This window comes from Peribacillus sp. NPDC101481 (genome assembly GCF_044767165.1).
Classification (GTDB): domain Bacteria; phylum Bacillota; class Bacilli; order Bacillales; family DSM-1321; genus Peribacillus.
The window spans coordinates 1,010,071-1,030,703 of the sequence record NZ_JBIWNJ010000001.1 but is presented as its reverse complement, the minus strand read 5'-3'; the positions used below and the strand labels follow the sequence as shown (position 1 = coordinate 1,030,703).

At 40.2% G+C, this 20,633-nt stretch carries 26 protein-coding genes; 21 read left to right on the top strand and 5 right to left on the bottom strand.

Annotation, left to right across the window (positions count from 1 at the left end):
• Nucleotide 1: 1 nt before the first annotated feature.
• Nucleotides 2-382 carry a hypothetical protein gene (locus ACIROD_RS04940; protein WP_260359049.1) on the bottom strand — a complete coding sequence of 127 codons (381 nt, stop codon included), beginning with the start codon at nucleotides 380-382 and terminating at the stop codon, nucleotides 2-4.
• Between the two features lie 426 nt (nucleotides 383-808).
• On the opposite strand from ACIROD_RS04940, the gene ACIROD_RS04935 reads away from it, so the two are divergent.
• The 5 genes from ACIROD_RS04935 (at nucleotide 809) to ACIROD_RS04915 (ending at nucleotide 4,411) form a co-directional block, all read left to right on the top strand.
• Entirely contained in the window at nucleotides 809-1,417 is a 609-nt protein-coding gene (locus ACIROD_RS04935; RefSeq protein ID WP_101222570.1) for a hypothetical protein, read from the top strand.
• Nucleotides 1,418-1,535: 118 nt separating this feature from the next.
• Nucleotides 1,536-1,685: a 50S ribosomal protein L33 gene (rpmG, locus tag ACIROD_RS04930; RefSeq protein ID WP_028391797.1), complete on the top strand. Its 150-nt coding sequence runs from the start codon at nucleotides 1,536-1,538 to the stop codon at nucleotides 1,683-1,685.
• 179 nt (nucleotides 1,686-1,864) lie between these two features.
• Nucleotides 1,865-2,437: a 5-formyltetrahydrofolate cyclo-ligase gene (locus ACIROD_RS04925; protein WP_260359048.1), complete on the top strand. Its 573-nt coding sequence runs from the start codon at nucleotides 1,865-1,867 to the stop codon at nucleotides 2,435-2,437.
• A 75-nt stretch (nucleotides 2,438-2,512) separates the two neighbouring features.
• Nucleotides 2,513-2,701, top strand: coding sequence for a hypothetical protein (locus tag ACIROD_RS04920; protein ID WP_101222568.1), 189 nt, complete (start codon nucleotides 2,513-2,515; stop codon nucleotides 2,699-2,701).
• Nucleotides 2,702-2,866: 165 nt separating this feature from the next.
• On the top strand, nucleotides 2,867-4,411 hold the full coding sequence (locus ACIROD_RS04915) for a rhomboid family intramembrane serine protease (protein WP_402938420.1): 1,545 nt from the start codon (nucleotides 2,867-2,869) through the stop codon (nucleotides 4,409-4,411).
• Here ACIROD_RS04915 and ACIROD_RS04910 read toward each other — a convergent pair.
• Nucleotides 4,399-5,256 (bottom strand): hypothetical protein, encoded by an 858-nt coding sequence (locus ACIROD_RS04910; RefSeq protein WP_402938417.1) that lies wholly within the window; start codon nucleotides 5,254-5,256, stop codon nucleotides 4,399-4,401. The two genes, ACIROD_RS04915 and ACIROD_RS04910, sit on opposite strands and share 13 nt — an antisense overlap.
• 213 nt (nucleotides 5,257-5,469) lie before the next feature.
• Here ACIROD_RS04910 and ACIROD_RS04905 point away from each other — a divergent pair, with 213 nt between their 5' ends.
• From ACIROD_RS04905 to ACIROD_RS04885, 5 genes are all read left to right on the top strand, one after another.
• On the top strand, nucleotides 5,470-5,679 hold the full coding sequence (locus ACIROD_RS04905; RefSeq protein WP_101222565.1) for a YqgQ family protein: 210 nt from the start codon (nucleotides 5,470-5,472) through the stop codon (nucleotides 5,677-5,679).
• Nucleotides 5,680-5,693: 14 nt separating this feature from the next.
• A complete protein-coding gene (locus tag ACIROD_RS04900; protein ID WP_402938414.1) occupies nucleotides 5,694-6,665 on the top strand; it encodes an ROK family glucokinase in 972 nt (323 codons plus the stop codon).
• Between the two features lie 179 nt (nucleotides 6,666-6,844).
• Complete coding sequence (locus ACIROD_RS04895) at nucleotides 6,845-8,698, top strand: LTA synthase family protein (RefSeq protein WP_402938411.1); 1,854 nt, start codon at nucleotides 6,845-6,847, stop codon at nucleotides 8,696-8,698.
• 768 nt (nucleotides 8,699-9,466) lie between these two features.
• Nucleotides 9,467-10,633, top strand: coding sequence for a M14 family metallopeptidase (locus ACIROD_RS04890; RefSeq protein ID WP_402938408.1), 1,167 nt, complete (start codon nucleotides 9,467-9,469; stop codon nucleotides 10,631-10,633).
• Nucleotides 10,634-10,806: 173 nt separating this feature from the next.
• Nucleotides 10,807-11,979: a YqgU-like beta propeller domain-containing protein gene (locus ACIROD_RS04885; protein ID WP_402938406.1), complete on the top strand. Its 1,173-nt coding sequence runs from the start codon at nucleotides 10,807-10,809 to the stop codon at nucleotides 11,977-11,979.
• A gap of 41 nt (nucleotides 11,980-12,020) precedes the next feature.
• Here the strand turns inward: ACIROD_RS04885 and ACIROD_RS04880 are convergent, their stop codons facing one another.
• The gene (locus ACIROD_RS04880) at nucleotides 12,021-12,194 is read right to left on the bottom strand and encodes a DUF2759 domain-containing protein (protein WP_101222560.1); all 174 of its coding nucleotides are present in this window, start codon (nucleotides 12,192-12,194) and stop codon (nucleotides 12,021-12,023) included.
• A gap of 231 nt (nucleotides 12,195-12,425) precedes the next feature.
• Between ACIROD_RS04880 and ACIROD_RS04875 the strand changes: the two genes are divergently transcribed.
• Together ACIROD_RS04875 and ACIROD_RS04870 are read left to right on the top strand one after the other, a co-directional pair.
• Complete coding sequence (locus ACIROD_RS04875; protein ID WP_101222559.1) at nucleotides 12,426-13,052, top strand: MBL fold metallo-hydrolase; 627 nt, start codon at nucleotides 12,426-12,428, stop codon at nucleotides 13,050-13,052.
• Nucleotides 13,053-13,343: 291 nt separating this feature from the next.
• Entirely contained in the window at nucleotides 13,344-14,444 is a 1,101-nt protein-coding gene (locus ACIROD_RS04870; RefSeq protein ID WP_402938403.1) for a class I SAM-dependent methyltransferase, read from the top strand.
• 53 nt (nucleotides 14,445-14,497) lie between these two features.
• On the opposite strand, the gene ACIROD_RS04865 is transcribed toward ACIROD_RS04870, so the two are convergent.
• Nucleotides 14,498-14,740 (bottom strand): DUF2626 domain-containing protein, encoded by a 243-nt coding sequence (locus ACIROD_RS04865; RefSeq protein WP_076365317.1) that lies wholly within the window; start codon nucleotides 14,738-14,740, stop codon nucleotides 14,498-14,500.
• Nucleotides 14,741-14,825: 85 nt separating this feature from the next.
• Nucleotides 14,826-15,527, bottom strand: coding sequence for a helix-turn-helix transcriptional regulator (locus ACIROD_RS04860; protein WP_402938400.1), 702 nt, complete (start codon nucleotides 15,525-15,527; stop codon nucleotides 14,826-14,828).
• Nucleotides 15,528-15,741: 214 nt separating this feature from the next.
• On the opposite strand from ACIROD_RS04860, the gene ACIROD_RS04855 reads away from it, so the two are divergent.
• The 9 genes from ACIROD_RS04855 (at nucleotide 15,742) to ACIROD_RS04815 (ending at nucleotide 20,587) form a co-directional block, all read left to right on the top strand.
• On the top strand, nucleotides 15,742-16,122 hold the full coding sequence (locus tag ACIROD_RS04855) for a Spx/MgsR family RNA polymerase-binding regulatory protein (RefSeq protein ID WP_101222556.1): 381 nt from the start codon (nucleotides 15,742-15,744) through the stop codon (nucleotides 16,120-16,122).
• A gap of 95 nt (nucleotides 16,123-16,217) precedes the next feature.
• A complete protein-coding gene (comGA, locus tag ACIROD_RS04850) occupies nucleotides 16,218-17,303 on the top strand; it encodes a competence type IV pilus ATPase ComGA (protein ID WP_402938397.1) in 1,086 nt (361 codons plus the stop codon).
• The gene (gene comGB / locus ACIROD_RS04845) at nucleotides 17,287-18,321 is read left to right on the top strand and encodes a competence type IV pilus assembly protein ComGB (protein WP_402938394.1); all 1,035 of its coding nucleotides are present in this window, start codon (nucleotides 17,287-17,289) and stop codon (nucleotides 18,319-18,321) included. Before comGA ends, comGB begins: the two co-directional genes overlap by 17 nt.
• 76 nt (nucleotides 18,322-18,397) lie before the next feature.
• Nucleotides 18,398-18,709 carry a competence type IV pilus major pilin ComGC gene (comGC, locus tag ACIROD_RS04840; RefSeq protein ID WP_290370120.1) on the top strand — a complete coding sequence of 104 codons (312 nt, stop codon included), beginning with the start codon at nucleotides 18,398-18,400 and terminating at the stop codon, nucleotides 18,707-18,709.
• Between the two features lie 7 nt (nucleotides 18,710-18,716).
• On the top strand, nucleotides 18,717-19,160 hold the full coding sequence (gene comGD, locus ACIROD_RS04835; RefSeq protein ID WP_101222554.1) for a competence type IV pilus minor pilin ComGD: 444 nt from the start codon (nucleotides 18,717-18,719) through the stop codon (nucleotides 19,158-19,160).
• Nucleotides 19,147-19,485 (top strand): hypothetical protein, encoded by a 339-nt coding sequence (locus ACIROD_RS04830; RefSeq protein WP_402938391.1) that lies wholly within the window; start codon nucleotides 19,147-19,149, stop codon nucleotides 19,483-19,485. The genes comGD and ACIROD_RS04830 overlap by 14 nt, the downstream gene beginning before the upstream one ends.
• Entirely contained in the window at nucleotides 19,433-19,915 is a 483-nt protein-coding gene (gene comGF / locus ACIROD_RS04825) for a competence type IV pilus minor pilin ComGF (protein ID WP_402938388.1), read from the top strand. Before ACIROD_RS04830 ends, comGF begins: the two co-directional genes overlap by 53 nt.
• On the top strand, nucleotides 19,908-20,294 hold the full coding sequence (gene comGG, locus ACIROD_RS04820; protein WP_230177009.1) for a competence type IV pilus minor pilin ComGG: 387 nt from the start codon (nucleotides 19,908-19,910) through the stop codon (nucleotides 20,292-20,294). The genes comGF and comGG overlap by 8 nt, the downstream gene beginning before the upstream one ends.
• A 107-nt stretch (nucleotides 20,295-20,401) precedes the next feature.
• Complete coding sequence (locus tag ACIROD_RS04815) at nucleotides 20,402-20,587, top strand: YqzE family protein (RefSeq protein ID WP_063233067.1); 186 nt, start codon at nucleotides 20,402-20,404, stop codon at nucleotides 20,585-20,587.
• Nucleotides 20,588-20,633: the final 46 nt, after the last annotated feature.

Here is a 20,633-nt window from a genome sequence, read left to right as displayed (position 1 = left end):
CTCATTCACCCCGCAATCTTTGCTGCTCGATCACTGAAATTGTTTGTTCCTTCGTTAATGAGGATTGTTTGGCGATCTGGTCCAAAGAAAGACCTTGACTATATAAAGATAGAACCTGGCTTTTTAAAATTTCATGAATGGGTTCGCTATCATTGGAATTGACAATTGATTTAACCTTTACAGGGGGAGCAGGATCGTCCTGGATAACGAATTCCTCTTCAAGAATCTTCACCTTCTTCTTTAATTGGTAGATATCCTGCATATACGTTAGTGTCATCTGCTCCAAATCTTCCTCTAATTTGGCAACTTTATCTTTACCGAAAAAGGAAATGATGAGAAGGACGATCGCTAAAGAAAAAAGAAGGATGATAAGTGTTTCCATGTTTTCACCTCAGAAGCTAATTTTCGACAATATATTTATATTTTACACATATTTTTAAAAAAATGGAGATTTTCATATTTTTATATTTTCCGAAATGGGCCGTAAACTTCATTTATTGTCTGTTTTGTTTCAAATATTGTCGAAAAGCTTAATGACCGTCGTTGAATAAAAAAAATCAGGCATTAAAATGGGAAAAAAACCTTTAAGAGATAACATACATAAAATTCGACAAAATGTGTTTATTGTCCATCAGCCAATTCAGTGCTAACATAAAGATAGAATAAATCGAAAAAACAAAATATTTTGAATAGTTAAAAATCGGTTGACTATAAGAAAATGGTGTGCAGATTCCAAAGTGGATAGATTCACTGTCAGCGCCTAACGATAAGCTATATATAAGGATAAAGAAGGGGAAGGGATGATTATATGAATTCGCTATTCGCGTATATGCCGCAGGATAACCAGGATATATTTCGTAAGGGGTTAAAGGCTGGGTTATGGATGGATGAGAGTTTTGATTGGTATCCTGAGGAAGATATGATGAGTCATCCGAATGGAGAGATCCGGACACTTTCACAAACATATACCCAAGGGCAGGTGACCTTTTCGAAGTTCACGATTAGAAATACATCATTCGAGACGAAGCGCCCAAAAGTGTTTTTTCACTATGAAAACGCTTTCGAAAGGCAGGCGGTGGCTTTTTACAGCCCGAATGAACGGGCGATTTTACATGTAGCTCCTCAGTCGATTGCTTTATTGGGTGGATTGGTGAAAGGAAAAAGCATCTCTCAATATTGTATCCAAGGTAAGGGAAGCCTATATCAAGAGGGATGCTTCAAATCATTGAAGGAGGGGCTCTTGGCTTATTCACCGCTCGCCAAAGGGGAAGTTACCAGTGTGTTTACGCTAGAGACTGAAATCTTGCCGAAGGAATGTGTGGAAGCTGTGGCCTGGGTCATTCATGCTGAAACGAAAGAAGAGGCGAAAGTCATAAATAATCAGCTCCTCCTTACGATGCAAAACGTAAACAATTAAGAATTCAAAAAAGTTAAAGTTGGATTTCCCAAAAAACATACTAGCAATTCGCATTGAATAATGCTATTATAGAAAAGTCCTATGTGAAAAAGTCAATATGTTTGGAGGGAAATACACAATGCGCGTAAATATTACATTAGCTTGCACTGAATGTGGAGACCGTAACTATATTTCTAAAAAAAATAAACGTAACAATCCAGACCGTCTTGAGCTTAAAAAATACTGCTCAAGAGAAAAACGCAGCACGACTCACCGCGAAACAAAGTAAGCAACAGGATTTTTCCTGTTGTTTTTTTTATGCATTTTTTTAATCCCTTCTTCCTCTCTTTCCTTTAGTGGTTATTTTCAGGTTGCATTAATGGATCGGCAATTTCCGACACCGTATTTTTCGTATATGAACAAATATTATGAGATAATGATAGAAGTAGACTAAAGGAGTCGGAAGAGATGAAAGAAAATAAAAAAAAGCTCCGCCAAGAAGCTAGGTCCCGTTTAATGGAGCTGACTAAAGAGGAACATGAGGAACTATCGAACCGAATCGCTGAAAACTTATTTTCACTGGAGGAATGGAAAAAAGCAAAAACCGTTGGCATCACCATCTCCATACCGCCCGAAGTTCCAACGGTACGGATCATCGAACAAGCATGGAGTGAAGGAAAAGAAGTGGCAGTACCAAAATGTGATCCTGAAAAAAGGACAATGGAATTCAAGAAAATCTCGTCCTTCAATCAGCTGGAGTCTGTTTATTACGGGTTGCTTGAACCAGTGGCTGAAACAGCCAAGGCTCGGAAAGAGGAATTGGATGCATTGATCGTACCCGGTCTTGCTTTTACCAAGGAAGGGTATCGCCTAGGCTTTGGAGGCGGTTATTATGACCGTTTCCTATCTTATTACCGAGGAGATACATTGGCCCTTACATACGAGCTTCAATTAATGGATGAACTCCCGATAGAGGTTCATGATATAGCGGTCGGCAAACTCATTACCCCATCCAGGGTAATACGTACGTACTCCCATTAGAAGAAGTTTATTAATTATCACTTTTAGCTCATAAAAATCCTGTCCTGTATCACACTATGGATAGGAGGGATTGTTATGCTTCGATTAATTATTCAAATCTTCTTGGTTGGTTTAGCTGTTTATGCAGGTTACAAAAACCGGTACCGCCTGATAAATGTTGCGCTGTCCAACGGCATTTTAAGAAGATTTCTAGTGACTAAATCCTTGGATATGCCAATGTTCAGGGATAAAATGATGCAAAGCATGTTCAGTCAGACCAAATGAGAAAGCCTGCATCTTAAAAAGGAACCTGATCAGGGGTTCCTTTTTTTATTTTTAAGGAGCGGGAAAGCAGTCTCCTTTTTTACTTTTTTCATGATTTAGTCTATAGTTTTAATTAAGAAACAGGAATTTCAGAAGCATAAGTTTCATTGGAAAGTGGGGAAGGCATTGGGATTTAAAGAGGATTATTTGTTTTGGGAAACCATAAGGGAGTTGTCTGCCCATTATGATTATCGAATGATCACTGTCACTGAAAACCATCAGGAGATTTGGCTAGAGAGCGATAAGAATAAAGAATTTCCAGTCATTAGACTCATTCGACATGATTTGGATTGGGCTAATTGGCTGAAACGCGATATCGACCGAACTTTGCAGAATGGGGAAAGGATCAGAAGGAAATTATACAAAAAGCCCATTGACATATTAAGTATCTATGTTAGTAAATTCGCCCCGGTGGATGATCATGACTTTAGCTCACGAGTGGCTTCCTTTAAAAAAACGAATGTTAACACGTTTCTTCTAACTTGTGAAAACTTTCATGATTCGTTGCAAAACCTTGAACATGTTTTGAAAAAACCACTGTCAATTCAAGTTCTTGAAGATAATGAAATAGATGAGGAAAAGATTCTCGCAGTGAAGAAAGACGCCATCTCTGAGTCAGTCAAAAAGGCTAAGGCTGAGCAGAAGGTATTTCAAAATGCCAATAAGCCATTCTTTACATATATATTCATGGCGTTACAAATAGCTGTATTCATCTTGATGGAGTTTAATGGGGGCAGCACCAATTCCAAAACTTTGATTGAGTTTGGCGCTAAATTTTCCCCTTATATCATGCAAGGGGAATGGTGGCGGTTCTTTACACCGATGATCGTCCATATTGGGTTCATTCATTTATTGATGAATACATTTTCATTGTATTTGATCGGAGCTGAGGTTGAAAGGATTTACGGTAATGCCAGGTTCCTTTTCATCTATATATTCGCTGGTTTCGCTGGAACTCTAGGCAGCTTCATCATGACCCCGAATCTTTCCGCAGGGGCGAGTGGAGCCATTTTTGGCTGCTTTGGGGCACTTCTGTACTTCGGCATCGTCTATCCGAAATTATTCATGCGCTCGATGGGCTCATCGGTGATTGTGTTGATCATCATTAACTTAATATATGGTTTCACAGTAGCGGGAATTGATAATGCAGGGCATATCGGAGGTTTGATCGGAGGGTTCTTGGCTGCTGGAGTGGTGCATCTGCCAAAGTCCAGGAATATCTTACGGCAGCTGGCTTTTCTGATCGGGTCGGCAATACTGACCTATGCCCTTCTTAACTTTGGATTCAATCATCAGGAAAGTGCAGCTATGGATGATAATACGATGGCCATGATGGCCCAAAAATATATTGATGATGATGAAGAGGATAAAGCGGAAGAGATGTTAAACAATTATGTTGATGCAAATCCTGATGCACCGCTATCGCTTTTTATGCTGGGAAATTTATCTTTTGATAATAAGGACATAAATAAAGCCAGGGATTATTATGAAAAAGCGATTGAAAGCAATCCGGATTTGCATGAAGCCCATTACAATCTTGCCTTAGTCTACATGAATCTCGAATCATTCGATCAAGCTAAGGAGCAAGCTGTTCAGGCTATTGAGCTTGCCCCGGATAATAAATCATATACAAAACTGCTGGCAGAAATTGAAAACGACTATAACTTTTGACGCAGCATGATTGGGGAACCGTCTTCCAGGGTAAACAAGACAAGTATTTCACTTTGATTTTTAGCCATAAGCAATAGGGGGATGGTGCTGCCTTGTGGACTCACAGTGGATCCATCCTCCTTTTTTATTCCCAACACGTAATTTTTGTAAAGTCCTTCCCACAGTTTTCCCACAATTTCTTCCCGTTTGAATTGGGGGAAGTCAGCAAGCCATTGATTTTTCTTTGACGGCAAATCTGTTAAAGAGATGATTTTGTACTGATCCAGATTAACCTGAAATGCTTGACCGGCTTTTTCCAAACCATTTCGAACCGTTTGATCTGTAAAGCCGTCCAGCGTTTTTTTCCACTGAACCTGTTCTTCCGAAAGGGGACGGTGGAAAAATTGAAAAACCGGTGTCGTTACTGTATAGAGTTTATCTTTACTGAGCTGCTGGGCACTGGTGAAAATTGTGTCACTCGGATGAACCTCGGCATAATGAAACGTTACCGCTTCATATCGACCACTCTCGGTTTCTTTAGTTTTCGCTTTTTGAGAGAGTTCTTGTTTATTTTGGCGCCAATTTTTTAAGGCTCCTGCCAATTTTCCATTTTTGTATAAAAGCGATACGTCTTGACGCAAGTAAGCTGTCTGGTCCAATGAAGATTCCACCCTCCAAGTGATGGTATAGGTTGAATCCCCGGTGCCCTCCGGTGTCAGGTTGGTGGAAGCATGTTCAAAATGAAGCGAGGAATCGATGGGAAAAAAAATGATGGTTTCCTCTGCCCTTTTATGATTTGATAAATATAGGATGACAAAAATGGTGGTCAAGACCAAAAAGACGGTATACTTCAATTGTACTTTCATTTTTCCCCTCCGTTTTCGCGCGTGATGAGTGGTTAAAAATATTAAGCTGTTGAATCAAATCGAAAGAGTCCACATTCTTGATATTTCATCATATGAATACAGTTGGACATGTATGAGGGGGATGGGGGAAATTATCAAAGGGGGAATTGGTCGCTTGTTACCAAAAGGCTGATTCGATATACTTTCCTAAAGAAAAGAGTAAAGAGGTTTACTATGAAAACATATTATGATCTTCAACAATACTTGAAAAGATTCGGTACATTTATCTATATTGGTGATCGCTTAGCCGAGCTTGAAATGATGGAGGCCGAAATAAGGGAAATCCACCGTATGCAGATGATGGATACGAAAGATTATCAAATGGCGATCCTTTTAATTAGACAGCAATTGTCTCTTGAAAGGGAAAAACAGAAAAAAAATTGATAAAAAAGGTGAGAATGATGGAAAAATGGCTGATGGGTGTGGATTTAGGCGGTACAACTACCAAACTGGCTCTGATCAATTTATACGGAGAGATCATTCATAAATGGGAAATCAGCACGGACATCTCCGAAAAGGGAAAATTCATTACGATTAATATAGCAAAAGCAATTGATGCGAAGCTCGTTGAACTTAATGAACCGAAGAGTAAGATAGTAGGGATAGGAATGGGTGCTCCAGGCCCCGTGAAATTTGTTAACGGTTCCATATATGAAGCCGTCAATTTAGGCTGGAAGGACTACCCCTTAAAAGATTTACTGGAAGTGGAGACATCTCTTCCAGCTGTGATCGATAATGATGCCAATATGGCAGCTTTGGGAGAAATGTGGAAAGGTGCCGGTAATGGAGCCAAAGACCTCGTTTGTGTCACTCTGGGAACGGGTGTAGGCGGCGGGATCATCCATAATGGGCAAATCGTCCATGGTACCAGTGGGGCTGCTGGAGAAATAGGGCATATAACGGTCGTAACGGACGGAGGGGCACCATGCAATTGTGGCAAGACTGGTTGTCTGGAAACGGTTGCTTCGGCAACGGGAATCGTCCGTATGGCTTTAGAAGCCTTGAATACCGCCGATGAAAAGTCATTGCTTCAGCAGAAAGTCGACGAGGGAAATACGGTTAATTCCAAACTGTTATTCCAATGCGCTGCAGCAGGTGATCCTATGTCCAAAGCTGTGGTGGATAAGGTGGGCAATTACTTGGGACTGGCACTATCACATGTTGGGAATGTCATGAATCCAGATAAAATCGTCATTGGCGGGGGAGTTTCACAAGCGGGAGACATTTTGCTTGATCCTGTCCGTGCTGCCTTCGAAAAGTATGCATTCAAACGGGTTAGTAAATCAACGAAAATCAGCCTGGCCACACTAGGCAATGATGCAGGGGTGATAGGTGGAGCCTGGCTCATTAAAAGCCAAATGAATACGTGATGCCTTGCTGCCCTGTGCTAACAGGGGTATAAGAAAAAAAGATGGATTTTTGAAAAAATTTCCCCGCTTTGATGGGTGGGGCAATCGTTCCTGCATTTAAATAGAGGGAGAACCATGACCCATGATTGAGGCGCTCAGGACCATGGCTCCAGCGCTTCTTCGATGAGGAGGGACCAAGATTGAAAAGGGTCTTCAAAAAACAGGGATATTCATTGTTTTGGGTCGTATTCATTTCACTTTGGCTTAAAACATATATTGCTTATAAAACAAGTTTTGAGATAGATATTGATAATTGGCTCCAGGAGTTCATACTATTCATCAATCCTTTCAGTTTCCTTTTGCTTACTCTTGGCGTGCACATATTTTTAAAAGAAAATAGAAGGACAGCATATTTAATGATCATGAGTTTTTCCATCACCTTCATCCTCTTTGCCAACCTTGTTTTTTTTCGCTTTTTCAATGACTTTTTAACGATTCCCGTTCTTTTTCAAACGAGCAATATGAACGACCTTGGAAGCAGTGTACATGAATTGATCAATCCGAGTGACCTATTGTATTTTGCCGATATCCTTTTCTTGATGCTGCTGCTGAAATACAAACCAAAAACATTCCATGAATGTCGATATAATCCAAAGGATCGTAGATTCTTCATGTTAATCGCATTAGGAGTGACATTTTTTAACTTAGCTTTAGCTGAAGCGGCGCGTCCTGAACTACTGACAAGAACGTTTGACCGCGAAATCCTCGTTAAGAATATCGGTACGTACCATTATCACCTCTATGATGCAATATTACAGACGAAATCATCAGCTCAACGTGCCCTTGCGGATGGCAGTGAATTGTCGGAAATTGAAAATTATGTCCGTGCCAATCAAAAAGAGGTTAATGATGATCTTTATGGTCTGGCAAAAGGCAAAAATGTGATCCTTGTATCATTGGAATCCACACAAAGCTTTGTCATCAATAAAACTGTCAACGGTGAAGAAATCACTCCTTTTCTGAACGAATTCATTAAAGAGAGCTATTATTTCAATAACTTTTATCACCAAACTGGCCAGGGGAAAACATCCGATTCAGAATTCATTATTGAGAATTCCCTCTATCCTTTAGGCAGAGGTGCAGTATTTTTCACTCATGCCCAAAATGAATACAAAGCCACCCCCGAAATCTTATCGGAAGAAGGTTACTATACGGCTTCCTTGCATGCCAATAATAAAAGCTTTTGGAATCGTGACATAATGTACGATTCCCTAGGGTACCAGCGGTTTTATGACAGTGATGAATACAAAGTCTCTGAAGGGAATTCCATCAATTGGGGTTTGAATGATAAATCGTTCTTCAAACAATCAATCTCTCACCTGAAGAGGATGCCTGAGCCTTTTTATGCCAAGTTCATAACGTTAACCAATCATTTTCCATTCACTTTGAATGAGGAAGACCGGACATTGGAGCCGTACGATTCAAATTCCAAAACATTGAATCAATATTTTCCGACCGTACGTTATACGGACGAAGCCTTGGAACGATTTATCGGCGATTTGAAACGTGATGGATTATATGAGGATTCCATAATTGTGCTATATGGGGACCATTATGGAATTTCGGAAAATCACAACTCTGCCATGAGCCAGTTCCTTGGGAAGGAAATCACACCTTTCGAATCCATCCAGCTTCAGCGTGTCCCGCTCATCATACATATCCCCGGTCAGAAGGGAAAAACGATTTCCACCGTTTCCGGCCAAATTGATGTAAGGCCGACACTCCTTCATTTATTGGGGATTGAAAATGATGATTATATCGAATTCGGCAAAGATCTATTTTCTGAAGAGAAATTAGAATTCACCGTTCTTCGCGATAGCAGTTTCATCACGAAGGATTATCTCTATACGATGGATACCTGCTATGATAAAAAGACTGGGAGGGCGACTGAAAAGGGTTCCTGTGAGAAGTATTTGGAAAAGGCGAAACAGGAGCTTGATTACTCCGACAAAATCATTTACGGGGATTTGCTCCGATTTTATGAGCAACGTTGAAAAAAGAAACCTGGCGCAATCCAGGTTTCTTTTTGTACACAAAAGGGTTCCGAGATGGGACCTTTTGATTCTTTATCGGAATTGAAGCAGGTATGGAGAAACAGTTGACCTCTCGTGATACTTCCACTTATTCTTGCCCATTATGACGTGTCACTATTTTTGATGATCTTTGTGCTAAAAAAAGAACTCGTTGCGCAATTATGTTTCGGTGATTGATACTCACGATAATAAGTAACTCGGTAATTGCAGGTGTTTTATAAGCTGCACGTGTGACAACAGCTTTCGGTTTTCCAACTCTTCCAATCAACTTTTCCGCTATAGACTTTTAGGATATTCCTATCATATCTCGTGTTACAATCGTGCCGACTACAAATCGTTCGATGGCATCAATTGATCTAAAGTAATCATTTCAAGCCGATATCGCTGAATAGACTCAAGTTACATCAGTTTAAATACTAAAACAAAAAGTCTGTAGACAATAGTGTCCTATCTAAAAGTTAAAACAAAGTTGATTGGAATGTAAGGTGCGCGGCTCCCTTGGACGCGGAAAGCGAGTGCCTGAAGAGGAAATCGACGTTCAAATTGCACAAACAAACTGTAGGTGATTTTCATCGAGTTTGTCTACTGATACCTGGCGCAATCCAGGTTTTTTTTTGTTTCTTCAGGAAAATCAGTACCCATTACAATTATTGAAACACGTGAGACTTCCTGAACATCTTTCTGTCTTTCGCTTCATAAAGATAAAACAATGAAAGGGGCGGAGGCTGAATGAAAGTCGTGAGCAGAAGCGGGGATGATTTGGCATATTACAGTCAATTGTTCCAAATTCCCCGGGTTTTGATAGAGGATGCCAATCCCGCCATTACTGGCGGGGTTTTGCCAAATGGCATGGAAGTACAGATACCTGGATACATTGTTCAGGAAGAGTCCCGGTTAGATATCGATTTTGCCGAAATCGCATTACAATATCACCTGCCCATCGATGGGGTATCATTGTTGAATCAAGGTGGACAAAAACCTTTTTCCGTGCCCGTCCGGGTCATGAATCCCATGATTGTCACCGACAAGCCCTATGATTATCAATCACTTCTTGACGATCTGGATACTTTATCTTTTCATTACCCCTTTATTAAGGTTGAATCGATCGGGAGGAGTGTGTTGGGAAAAGAACTCCTTGAGGTAAGGATCGGTCAAGGCGATAAGATCATACATTATAACGGTTCATTCCATGCTAATGAATGGATCACTTCGGCGGTTTTGATGAAATGGCTGAATGATTTTCTGCTGGCAGTAACGAATGATCGTACACTTTGCGGAATGGATTGTATGCCCTTTTATCGGGATATGACCATTTCGATTGTTCCAATGGTGAATCCGGATGGAGTCGAGCTTGTCCTGAAGGGGGAGGAGGCGGCAGAGGGGAAGGTCGATGTTTTAAAAATAAACAATGGCAACCCTGCCTTTTATGCTTGGAAAGCCAATATCCGCGGTGTTGACCTGAATAATCAATATCCTGCCAATTGGGAGATTGAAAAGCGTAGAAAGATTCCAAAAGCCCCTGCTCCAAGAGATTTTCCAGGAGAGTCCGCGTTATCAGAACCAGAAGCATTGGCCATGAAGGAGCTGGCAATGAGGCGGAATTTCGAAAGAGTGCTTGCACTTCACACCCAGGGAAAAGAATTCTATTGGGGATATGAGGGACATGAACCTGAAGAGGCAGCGAATGTTGCAAGGGAGTTTGAGGAACGCAGCGGATATCGGGCCGTACAATACGTTGACAGCCATGCCGGGTATAAAGATTGGTTCATTCAGGAATTCAAACGCGGCGGTTTCACAATCGAATTGGGAAAGGGCATAAATCCGCTTCCGCTATCCCATTTTCCGGGTATATATGAAGATACCGTCAAGATATTGGTGGCAGGCCTTTATATGTGATACATTTCCCCCTAAGGGATATACTTCCAAAAAAATATAAGATCATTATTCGCCACATTTTCTCTTTTTTACTTTATAATGAAAGTCGTAAGGATTCGATTGGTTAATCCTTACTCTCTTTCTAATGTCTCGCTCACATATGCCAGGCGTTTTAGTTTTGAAGAGGGAGGTGTGTGGAGATTAAAGTATCCAAAGCAGCACTTTGTATGCGGCTTTCCATTTGTAAGATGTTGTGTATCATCCCATTATTTATCTCCACTATCCTTCTTATCTCGGCTTGTGAGCCTTCCAAGGACCTTAGTAAACCCGTAAATGATACGGAAAAAGAACACTCCCAATCAAACCTTGAAACTTCAGTAAGCAATTTAAAGGTCCCGACTGCAGAAACGGATAAAATCGAAGCCATTGTTGGATGGCTGGATTCCAAAACCATTTTATATTCTGTGAAGCGGGATGGTAATGAATTATCCCAGCTGATGGCATGGAATTTGGAAACGAATGATACTTCCGTTTTCTATCAGCCGGCTTTTGAGTTCTCTGAAGTATCGATCAGTCCGTCTGGTACGCATGTTTTGTTATCGTCCTTCACCTCTTCGGGTAAAGCATCCATCACAATACTCGATAAAACGGGAAATCCACTGTATTCCGTGGCGATCCCAGCCTATGAATTAGCTTATGAGTGGAATTCATTTAAAGATGGCCGGTTGTTTTTATCGAGTTTTTATGAAGATTGGACATACAACAGTTATGTGTTGAATCCAGATGAACAAACAATGGAAACTCTGGACTTTCCACAGCCCTTTGCTCAATGGGCAAGTGAAAAAGATTTGATGTTTCTCGATTGGGACAGGGAAGAACCTGCTTTGACGGCACCCCTAGAAAGAAAAGCGCTTAATGGGGATGGAACGGAAAGCCTTATGCTCGATGTCATTCACTTTAAAAAAATGAAACAAGCGCTGATGACGATTCAAGTGGAGACAGAAAATCAAGATCGGGGTACATATGCATTTTATGATCCATCAAACAAGCCGATCCATTCTTTTTCCGTACCACTATTGAAAAGCTTTTCAGATTGGGTGATTCCATCCTATGATTTCATTGAAAAAGACAAGGAATTGATAACGTTTATTCCTAATGAATCAAAAGATGCGGACCAATATAAGGGAAGGTTTACCTTAACTAAATTTAATTGGGAAAAAGGCACACAAGAAGAATTGATGAAGGACATGGAAAATGAACCATTAAGCTGTTCGCTTGATGGCAACTTCTGCTTATATGGATATCAATTTGAGAAAATCATTGATATGAAAACCCATCAAATACAAAGATTGTTCAAACAAACATGATGACCTAAAACAAAAGCTCGCCGGATGGCGAGCTTTTTTCTTCAATGGGCAACTGGAAAACCGCTGTTGATGACAGTCATGACAGTGAACCAGCCAAACACGACTGCACTGCCGGCAGCAAAAATGAATCCTAAGAAGTTTCTCTTTTTTAATGAGGTAAACACAGCTACTACTCCTAATATAGCCACAAGACCGAAAACTACCATTAATATCATGTCAAAACCCCCTTTTCGTAATGAATACTTAATCCCTAATAATATACCCAGAGAATAAAGCAACTACCAAAAATATGTAGAAAAGATTGCATTTGTTAATATCTTAATATTTTTTCAATTATTTGTCGAGGTTTAATAGGTGACACTTCTATGACTTGAGTAAACTGGATTAACATTAGCAGCCTAATTAGTGTAAGATGAAGATAGAAAATCATATTGGAGCTGATGGAAATGAAATGGACACAAATACCTCTAGGCCCGCTGCAAACGAATTGTTATGTAGTTTCCGATGGACAGGATTGCATCATTTTCGATCCGGGTGAAGAGCCGCAGAAAATCATACAGTACATACAAACAAAAAATTTAAAGCCTTTGGCGATTTTATTGACACATGCACATTTTGACCATATCGGTGCTCTTGATGCTATTCGGGAACATTATGGGATACCTGCATATATTCATGAAAAAGAGGCCAAGTGGCTACTTGATCCCGCATTGAATGGTTCTCAAAACTGGTTCCCTGAAAATCCAATGCGCATGAAGCCTGCAGATCACTTCCTGGCAAATGAGCAAGAACTTACTATTGGGGGATTCACTTTCGAAGTATTCGAAACTCCCGGACACTCACCAGGGAGCGTTTCGTATTATGCCAAGGAGCAACGGCTCCTATTTTCAGGGGACGTCTTGTTCCAAGGAAGCGTAGGCAGAACCGATTTAATAGGCGGAAGCGAGGCAGTGCTGTTAAATAGCATTGAAACGAAGCTGCTGTCACTTTCTGATGATACGATCGTATTTCCTGGTCATGGGCCTGTCACGACCATTCTGGATGAAAAGAATACTAATCCGTTTTTGAGATAATGACCTTTGCAGGTGCCGTATGGCACCTGTTTTTTTAAAGTTCTTAATTATGTAAAAATATTGAAATGGGTCATTTCCAGAACTATACTGAATATAAAAACCGGGGCCTTGCCTTGTGTGCATGACTTTGATTCAGCTCTGAACTAAGATTTGTCGAAAACATTCATTTTGTAATGATGGCACGCTTATGAAGATGAAAAAATTGAACATTTTGTGAACTTATGTGTTTTGTAAAGAAAAGGAACATTTAATTTTCATATGATTGAAGATCATGGAGACGGAGGCATTGTGTTGAAAAATCACTTAAAGGAATTGATTGCAGGAAGCCCCCAAAAAAGAATTTCCTATCATGACTATATGGAAGCTGTTTTATATGCGCCCAATATAGGTTACTATGTACGCGAAAAAAAGAAGATTGGCTCCAGAGGGGATTTTTATACGTCTGGCAATGTTGGGGATGCATTTGGGAGATCTCTGGCCAGATGGTTCGTTTATTTAATAAAAAGCTGCGGAGTTTCACCAAAAATCATCGAGGTCGGCGCAGGTGATGGTAAGCTCGCTTATGATATCCTCGTTTCCATGAAGGAATTGGAACCGCAGATATGGGACTCTTTGACTTATATCCTTGTGGATGAAAGTCCATTTCATAGAAGGCTTCAGCAAGAACGTATAGGGATGTTCAAACAGGCAGTTTCTGCTGCCAGTTTGGAAAAATGGACGAAGGTAAATGGTATCCTCTTTTCAAATGAACTTTTCGACGCGTTGCCTGTACATGTGATCGAAAAGTATAAGGGAGCCCTCGTAGAGGTTTTCGTCACTGAAAAGGAAGGAGATTTTGTAGAGATGAGGGAACCTTTGGACAACCCTGACATTCTATCTTACCTTACAGAACGAACTATCACCTTAAATGAAAGACAACGATATGAAGTTCCGTTAAAAATGATCCGTGAATATGAGAAGATCGTTTCCTGTATCGAATCGGGTATACTCCTTACAATTGATTATGGCTATACCGAAAGGGAATGGAAGGAGCCAGCTCATCTTCAAGGGAGCTTGAGGGGCTATTATGAGCACCAAATGATTAAAGATCCACTTATGTATCCTGGTGATATGGATTTGACGACACATATCCATTTTGACACATTAATCGAGATTGGAAAAAGAAAGGATCTTTCCAATCATGGGCTTTTTCTTCAAAATGAATTCTTGCTTAAGGCAGGAATATTAGAGGAATTGAGGGACCATCAAGGAACTGATCCATTCTCGAAAACGGCGAAGCGTAATCGTGCAATTCGCGGGCTAATCGTTCCAGGGGGATTTAGTGAACATTTCAAAGTGTTGCTTCAATCGAAGAATTTAGCAGACGATGTAAGGATCTTTCCTGAATGGTGACAAGTAAAAAACCCATGAATCAAAATTCATGGGTTATGTAATATTGCTTGTTCTTAATGCGCAGTACCAGGAGTCATCATAAATACGCTCCAGTAGGAAAATCCTGCAAAGAAAACGGTAAGATAGGCGCCGAAAACATAAATATACATGCGCTCAGATAATTTCAAATAACTTAAAAGAACAAAAAAGATCGTTTGTGCAAAGAAAAGCAAAGACGTTTGATGCATATGGCCAAGATAAAAGAAAATTGCCATAATTCCTGTCCAAAATCCACATACTCTGAACATGCGTTCCATCCGAATCCCTCCTTATGTCTAGTCGTGTACATTCTAAATAATTATAAATGAAATTGTAAGGTAATGTAAAGGATGCCTTTTGTTTCTATGTGAGAACCGAAGCCTGGTATGAGCATGCTGTACAATTGGACATCATGTTTTCTAATTCCACAATATTGACATTATCAAACAAGGCTTCGAACATACCTTCTAAAAATGAATTATGCATGGAGCAGATTGTCCCTGGCTCCACTTCAGTAACTTCCTTAAACGGGCAATTGAAGATACGAAAGTATATTTTATTTTCTTCTTCGCTTGCTTGTATTTCAGGAGATAACCCTGCTATGGTAGCCGCATTTTTAAGCATGCTGACTTTTTCCTCAAAAGCAATTCGATCGATCGACTTCGAGTTCAGGGCTAGTTGCTGCTTTATCAGTTCCTCCCCGTAGCCTTTTCCCGTTTCATAAAGAGCCTGTTTTCCATGTTCCCCTAATGTCATCATCGTCTGAATTGCAATCCTGGAAAGCAGCTGATAGTTCCTATGTGGAAAATGAAGCTGAATGACTTTATCGGATAATCGATAAAGCCGGCTCGGGCGACCGCCTTTACCCGTCCTTCGGGCATCCGAGGTCAACATTTCGATATCTTCAAGTTTTGACAAATGTAAACGTGCAACATTTGGATGGATGTTAAAAGAATCGGCAATTTGCTGTACCGAAACATCGCCATGGTTTTTCACAATATGCTGATATATATAATATCTGGTGGGATCTGCTAACACGTTTGTTATTTTTAACGTTTGTTCCATTACACCCTCCTGTATTCCATAGTTTACCTATGTTCATTATAATGCAGGCAGAAAAAAATGGAATAATAGAAAGCGCTAACTCACTTTAGTTTAAAAAAAGTTCACAATTTAAACTGTTTTATAATGCAAAAAAATATACATCAATTGTACAAATGTTATACAATCATTATATATATTATAATTGTATACAAAATGTGAACGGGGAGTGATTAGTATGGCACAGTTAACTTTCTTTTCGTACCCAAGTTGTACATCTTGCCGAAAAACAAAAAAATGGTTAAGGGCCAATCATGTTTCCTTCGATGAACGGCATTTATTCAGAGAAACTCCAACTGCAGCAGAGTTAAAAAGAATACTTGAATTGACAACGGAAGGACTTGATGAAGTCTTGGCAACAAGAAGTGAAGCTTACAAAGACTTACAAGTTAATATTGACGAAATGATGCTTTCTGATGTCATCCAATTATTAACAAAAGAACCGAAGTTATTAAGAAGACCCATCCTAATGGACGGGGAAAAGCTGGTGATAGGTCATAATGTAGACGCTTTAAGAAATTTGGTTTCCCAAAGGCTTGAATTGAAAGTGAGCATGTAAGATGATTCTCGAAGCTCTTTTCGGGAATTTTTTTTATTCTGAGCAGGAATTTGTCGTGGATTGTCGAATCCTTACAACAAGAAATATAGGAGGTGATGAATGAATTGATATCGATTGAAAAGACCGCAGAAAAAATATTAACCCGTGCCATTCAGGAATCTGCATCGGATATCCACATTTTTTTTCGGAGGGAGGGACCTCTCATCCAATTCAGGATAGACAATAAGCTTGTACCCCAGGAAACATTATCATTCTTTGAAGCTGAAAGGCTGATCGCTCATTTGAAGTTCCTTGCCTCGATGGATATAGGGGAGAAAAGGAGGCCCCAGAGTGGTGCCCTCACCATTAATTTGGCTAACCAGGTTGTCGGGCTCCGCCTTTCCACTTTACCCACTGCCCATCTCGAAAGTTTGGTCATCCGCTTAATACCCCAACAGAATATCCTTCCTCTCGAACAGTTATCCTTATTTCCAAATACCGTCCAAAAATTGATTGCACTCCTGAAGCATTCCCATGGCATGCTCATATTTACAGGTCCGACTGGCAGTGGAAAAACCACGACATTATATTCCCTGCTTCACCATGCCTACGAAATGATCAATCGAAATATCATTACACTTGAAGATCCCATTGAAAATGTATCCGAAAAGGTACTGCAAGTCCAAATCAATGAAAAGGCGGGCATTACGTATTCTGTCGGTCTAAAAGCTGTCCTGAGGCATGACCCCGACGTGATCATGGTTGGGGAAGTCAGGGATGCAGAAACTGCCAAAATTGCAGTGCGTGCCGCATTAACCGGTCATTTGATACTTACAACCATGCATACAAGGGATGCCAAGGGCGCCATCTCCAGGTTACTGGAATTTGGTGTCAGCTTGCTTGAGATTGAACAGAGCTTGATTGGCGTGACAGCACAGCGGCTGGTTGAATTGCGATGTCTTCCATGTAAAGGGGACTGTACTTTTGCTTGCAAGATGACTGCCAGGAATAAAAGGGCCAGTGTATATGAATTGCTCTATGGAAAAAGCCTGGCTGAGGTTCTCAGGATAATGGGAGATGAAAAAGGAATGGCAACGGTCAGCTACCGCCAATTGAAGGATGAAATTGGAAAAGCGGTTGCGATGGGCTATGTGGATTCAGAGGAATATGAACGGCTGGTATACCATGAAACCAAAAAGTAAATGGAGGGTAAAAGAGCAGGCGGTTTTTATTTCGAAGCTAGGTGAATTATTGAAGCATGGTTATCCCTTGGCGGAGGCTCTGCATTTTCTTGAATTTCAGGAATCAAAGAAGAAAGCGGAAGACTTCACTCAGGCTAAAGCCGATTTAAGGAACGGTTTCCCGCTGCACTTGGTGCTGACCCATCTGAATTTTCATCCGCAGCTTGTAAGTTATATATTTTATGGAGAACAATACGGCGACCTGGAACGGGCGTTGGTGGAAGGAGGGCGATATTGGAAGAAAAGAACCGAGGATATGGATAAAGTAAAAAAGTTAATGGTGTATCCCGTGTTCTTAGTCTTTTTTGTAGGTATTGTTTTTTATATTCTTCAGAGTGTTCTCCTTCCTAAATTCCAGACAATCTATTTCACGATGGATGTCGATCAGCATACACTCTTGAGATTAATATCAGCTTCCACATTCTTTCTTCCAGCACTCCCCTTCTTTTTACTCGGATTGCTCCTATTCTTGTATGTACTCAAACGATTTTGGTTTAACGGATTGTGCCCATTAAGGCAGCGGAGGATTTTGATGAGAATTCCGATATTCGGGAACTTCATCAAATTATACGAAACTTATTTTTTTGCAAGCCAATTAAGTGGCTTACTCTCCGGAGGGCTATCGATTAACGATAGCATTAAATTATTCTCGATAAACCAACAGCAGCCCTTTTACCAAAAACTATGCAATATCATTAAGGATGATCTGATTGAGGGCAGATCACTTGAATTGATTTTTCGGGAGCTTCCATATTTCGATGGTAATTTGCCGGTGGTCGCTGCAAATGGTCAAAAATATGGCAGACTTGATGCGGAGCTACTTCATTACAGTCGTTTTATACTGGAGAAAATTGAAGAGAGAATGAATGCAATCTTAAAAATCATTCAGCCTCTCATGTTTTCACTGATAGGTCTGTTGATCGTGTCCATTTATTTAGCGGTTTTGCTGCCGATGTTCTCACTGCTCGAAAGTATATAGGATTTTATTATTGTATTCCGGAGGTGAAAATGCTCGAAGCCATCTAGTATTCAGGTGGTTCAGGAGCATGATGGATATGTTGAAGAACGTGATGAATGAACGTGGGTTTACACTAATTGAAATGCTTATTGTTTTACTGGTAATTTCCATCCTTTTGATTATAACAATCCCCAATATCACAAAGAACCAATCTACGATTCAGTCCAAAGGTTGTGAAGCATTCGTGAAGATGGCCCAAGCACAGGTACAGGCTTATGAGATTGATAATGCTAAACTGCCCGGAAGTATCGGTGAATTGGAAAGTCAAGGCTATCTCAAACAGACATCCTGTCCTAATGGGGATGATATTAGTTTGGATAGTAAAGGAAAGATAACGGTCGTTGAGTAGGAGAGAAGTGAATATACGGCAGTCCAATGGGGGGTATACATTATCTGAAACCCTTATTGTCCTCGTTATTTTTGTACTACTGATTTCCATCGGTCCTAATCTATATCCTAGCTTCACTAAAGGCATGGAAAATAGGCTATTTCTTTCTCAATTCCATGAAGATATCTTCTATGCACAGCAGTATGCCATCAGTCATGAGAGCTTGATCTACCTTCATATTAATAATGCCAAAAAGGTTTATACCGTGTCATCTTATAAGGAAGGAATCGTTCTAGAGAGGAGCATACCAAAGGATATTCAGTTTTTAAGTGGCACTTTGGGGTTTAGCTTCCATTTTAATCAGTATGGAAATGCTTCAAAAGCCGGAACGATTATGATTGACACGTCAAAAGGAATGTACAAATTGGTCCTCAATATCGGTAAAGGGAGGTTCAGGATTGAGAAATTGTAAAGGTTACGTTTACCTTGAGCTGATGGCCGCATTTTCCATTTGTATTTTCCTTGTACTTGCCATTTTACCGATTCTTGAAGAGTTAATGACGCATCGGAATGATATTGCCGTAAGGACGGAAGCCCACCATTTATTATATGAAAGATTGACGGCGTTCATGGATGGGGAAATACAAGCAATTGGTCAGGAAATCATTTACAAAAGAAGATCCTATGAATTGGTTTGGAAGGACAATGGGGATTTCCCGGGGATGATTGAAGGGTGTGTACGTTATGAAGATGAATCGGGTAATCTTGAATCCATTTGTGATGCTGCGAAAAAATGATGGCTTTACGATGATCGAAATGCTTTTTTCTTTAATGATATTAATGACGACGTCCCTTTTTGTTCTACAGCTTTTTTCAATCATTCACACCCAGATGGGGTCCGTTGATAAATTGCATCCTAAAGAGTGGGAGGTCGTTACCATGCAAATGAAGCAGGAGGTCCGGAGTTCCAAAGCTCAGGATGTAATGGGAAATAAATTATATTTGATGCTTTCAGATGAACAATTATCATCGTTTGAACAATATGAAGATAAGGTCCGAAGACGAGTGAATGGTATGGGGCATGAGGTCATCTTACAGAACATTTCGAAATTCCGGGTTGAGAAGGATGGCAGTGTCATTGTTATAAATATAACGGATAAAGCAGGGACTACTTTCAGTCGAAGATTTCATCCTTTCTTTAGGAATGTCACGAAAGTCGATGAATAATCAAAAAGGAGTCGTTTTCCCGATGGTCATGATTGTAGCGAGTGTTTTCATCATGTTCACAATACTAATGATCGATCAGTTTATCATTGATAAAAAATTTTATAAAGAAGTGGAAGAATCGCTTGTGGCCGACCATCTTGTCCATTTAGCGATCAAGGATGTGACGGCAGAGTGGGGCGAAGAGATCCCAAAAATCATCCAGGGGGAAATTTCATACCCTAATGGTGTGGTGCGGTATTCCGTAATGAAAGAAGAAGGTCCTTATGTCTATATCGAGTTCTCTTCCACGACTAAAAATGACCGCGAGGGAAGGGTCATCATTCAATACGATAAAGAAGCTGGGAAAGTGAAAGAATGGTTGGAAAAGCAGGCTGTTTAATACGCAAAATCAACATTCTTTTAAGTCAGGTACACGTGTTCAGGGAACAAGCAAAGGAATAAAAGCTGCGTAAACGGGGCATACTTTGCATAGGGTGATTATTTTATATGTCTACAAACGCTTATATTAAATATCTGACTCAGCAGCTTGTCGAGTATTTTAATCTGACGAAAAAAGAACGAAAAGAAAAGCGCCGTCACAGAAAAGAGGATAAAAATCATGGTATGTCCCATTGGTTTGGCATTGTCCCTTTTGCTTTGTCGATGTTCGTAAGGAAAAATATCAAAAAATAAAACAGATGTCCTGAATTTAGGGCATCTGTTTTTTTATTGTTCTTAC

Coding starts and splice junctions, on each gene's coding strand:
- ACIROD_RS04905 (WP_101222565.1), top strand. CDS start 5,470: ATGAAAACATATTATGATCTTCAACAATACTTGAAAAGATTCGGTACA.
- ACIROD_RS04875 (WP_101222559.1), top strand. CDS start 12,426: ATGAAATGGACACAAATACCTCTAGGCCCGCTGCAAACGAATTGTTAT.
- ACIROD_RS04900 (WP_402938414.1), top strand. CDS start 5,694: ATGATGGAAAAATGGCTGATGGGTGTGGATTTAGGCGGTACAACTACC.
- ACIROD_RS04855 (WP_101222556.1), top strand. CDS start 15,742: ATGGCACAGTTAACTTTCTTTTCGTACCCAAGTTGTACATCTTGCCGA.
- comGG (WP_230177009.1), top strand. CDS start 19,908: ATGAATAATCAAAAAGGAGTCGTTTTCCCGATGGTCATGATTGTAGCG.
- ACIROD_RS04920 (WP_101222568.1), top strand. CDS start 2,513: ATGCTTCGATTAATTATTCAAATCTTCTTGGTTGGTTTAGCTGTTTAT.
- ACIROD_RS04880 (WP_101222560.1), bottom strand. CDS start 12,194: ATGATATTAATGGTAGTTTTCGGTCTTGTGGCTATATTAGGAGTAGTA.
- ACIROD_RS04925 (WP_260359048.1), top strand. CDS start 1,865: ATGAAAGAAAATAAAAAAAAGCTCCGCCAAGAAGCTAGGTCCCGTTTA.
- comGF (WP_402938388.1), top strand. CDS start 19,433: ATGAAGATGAATCGGGTAATCTTGAATCCATTTGTGATGCTGCGAAAA.
- rpmG (WP_028391797.1), top strand. CDS start 1,536: ATGCGCGTAAATATTACATTAGCTTGCACTGAATGTGGAGACCGTAAC.
- ACIROD_RS04910 (WP_402938417.1), bottom strand. CDS start 5,256: ATGAAAGTACAATTGAAGTATACCGTCTTTTTGGTCTTGACCACCATT.
- ACIROD_RS04865 (WP_076365317.1), bottom strand. CDS start 14,740: ATGGAACGCATGTTCAGAGTATGTGGATTTTGGACAGGAATTATGGCA.
- comGB (WP_402938394.1), top strand. CDS start 17,287: ATGAAACCAAAAAGTAAATGGAGGGTAAAAGAGCAGGCGGTTTTTATT.
- ACIROD_RS04940 (WP_260359049.1), bottom strand. CDS start 382: ATGGAAACACTTATCATCCTTCTTTTTTCTTTAGCGATCGTCCTTCTC.
- ACIROD_RS04935 (WP_101222570.1), top strand. CDS start 809: ATGAATTCGCTATTCGCGTATATGCCGCAGGATAACCAGGATATATTT.
- comGA (WP_402938397.1), top strand. CDS start 16,218: ATGAATGAATTGATATCGATTGAAAAGACCGCAGAAAAAATATTAACC.
- ACIROD_RS04860 (WP_402938400.1), bottom strand. CDS start 15,527: ATGGAACAAACGTTAAAAATAACAAACGTGTTAGCAGATCCCACCAGA.
- comGC (WP_290370120.1), top strand. CDS start 18,398: ATGTTGAAGAACGTGATGAATGAACGTGGGTTTACACTAATTGAAATG.
- ACIROD_RS04890 (WP_402938408.1), top strand. CDS start 9,467: ATGAAAGTCGTGAGCAGAAGCGGGGATGATTTGGCATATTACAGTCAA.
- ACIROD_RS04815 (WP_063233067.1), top strand. CDS start 20,402: ATGTCTACAAACGCTTATATTAAATATCTGACTCAGCAGCTTGTCGAG.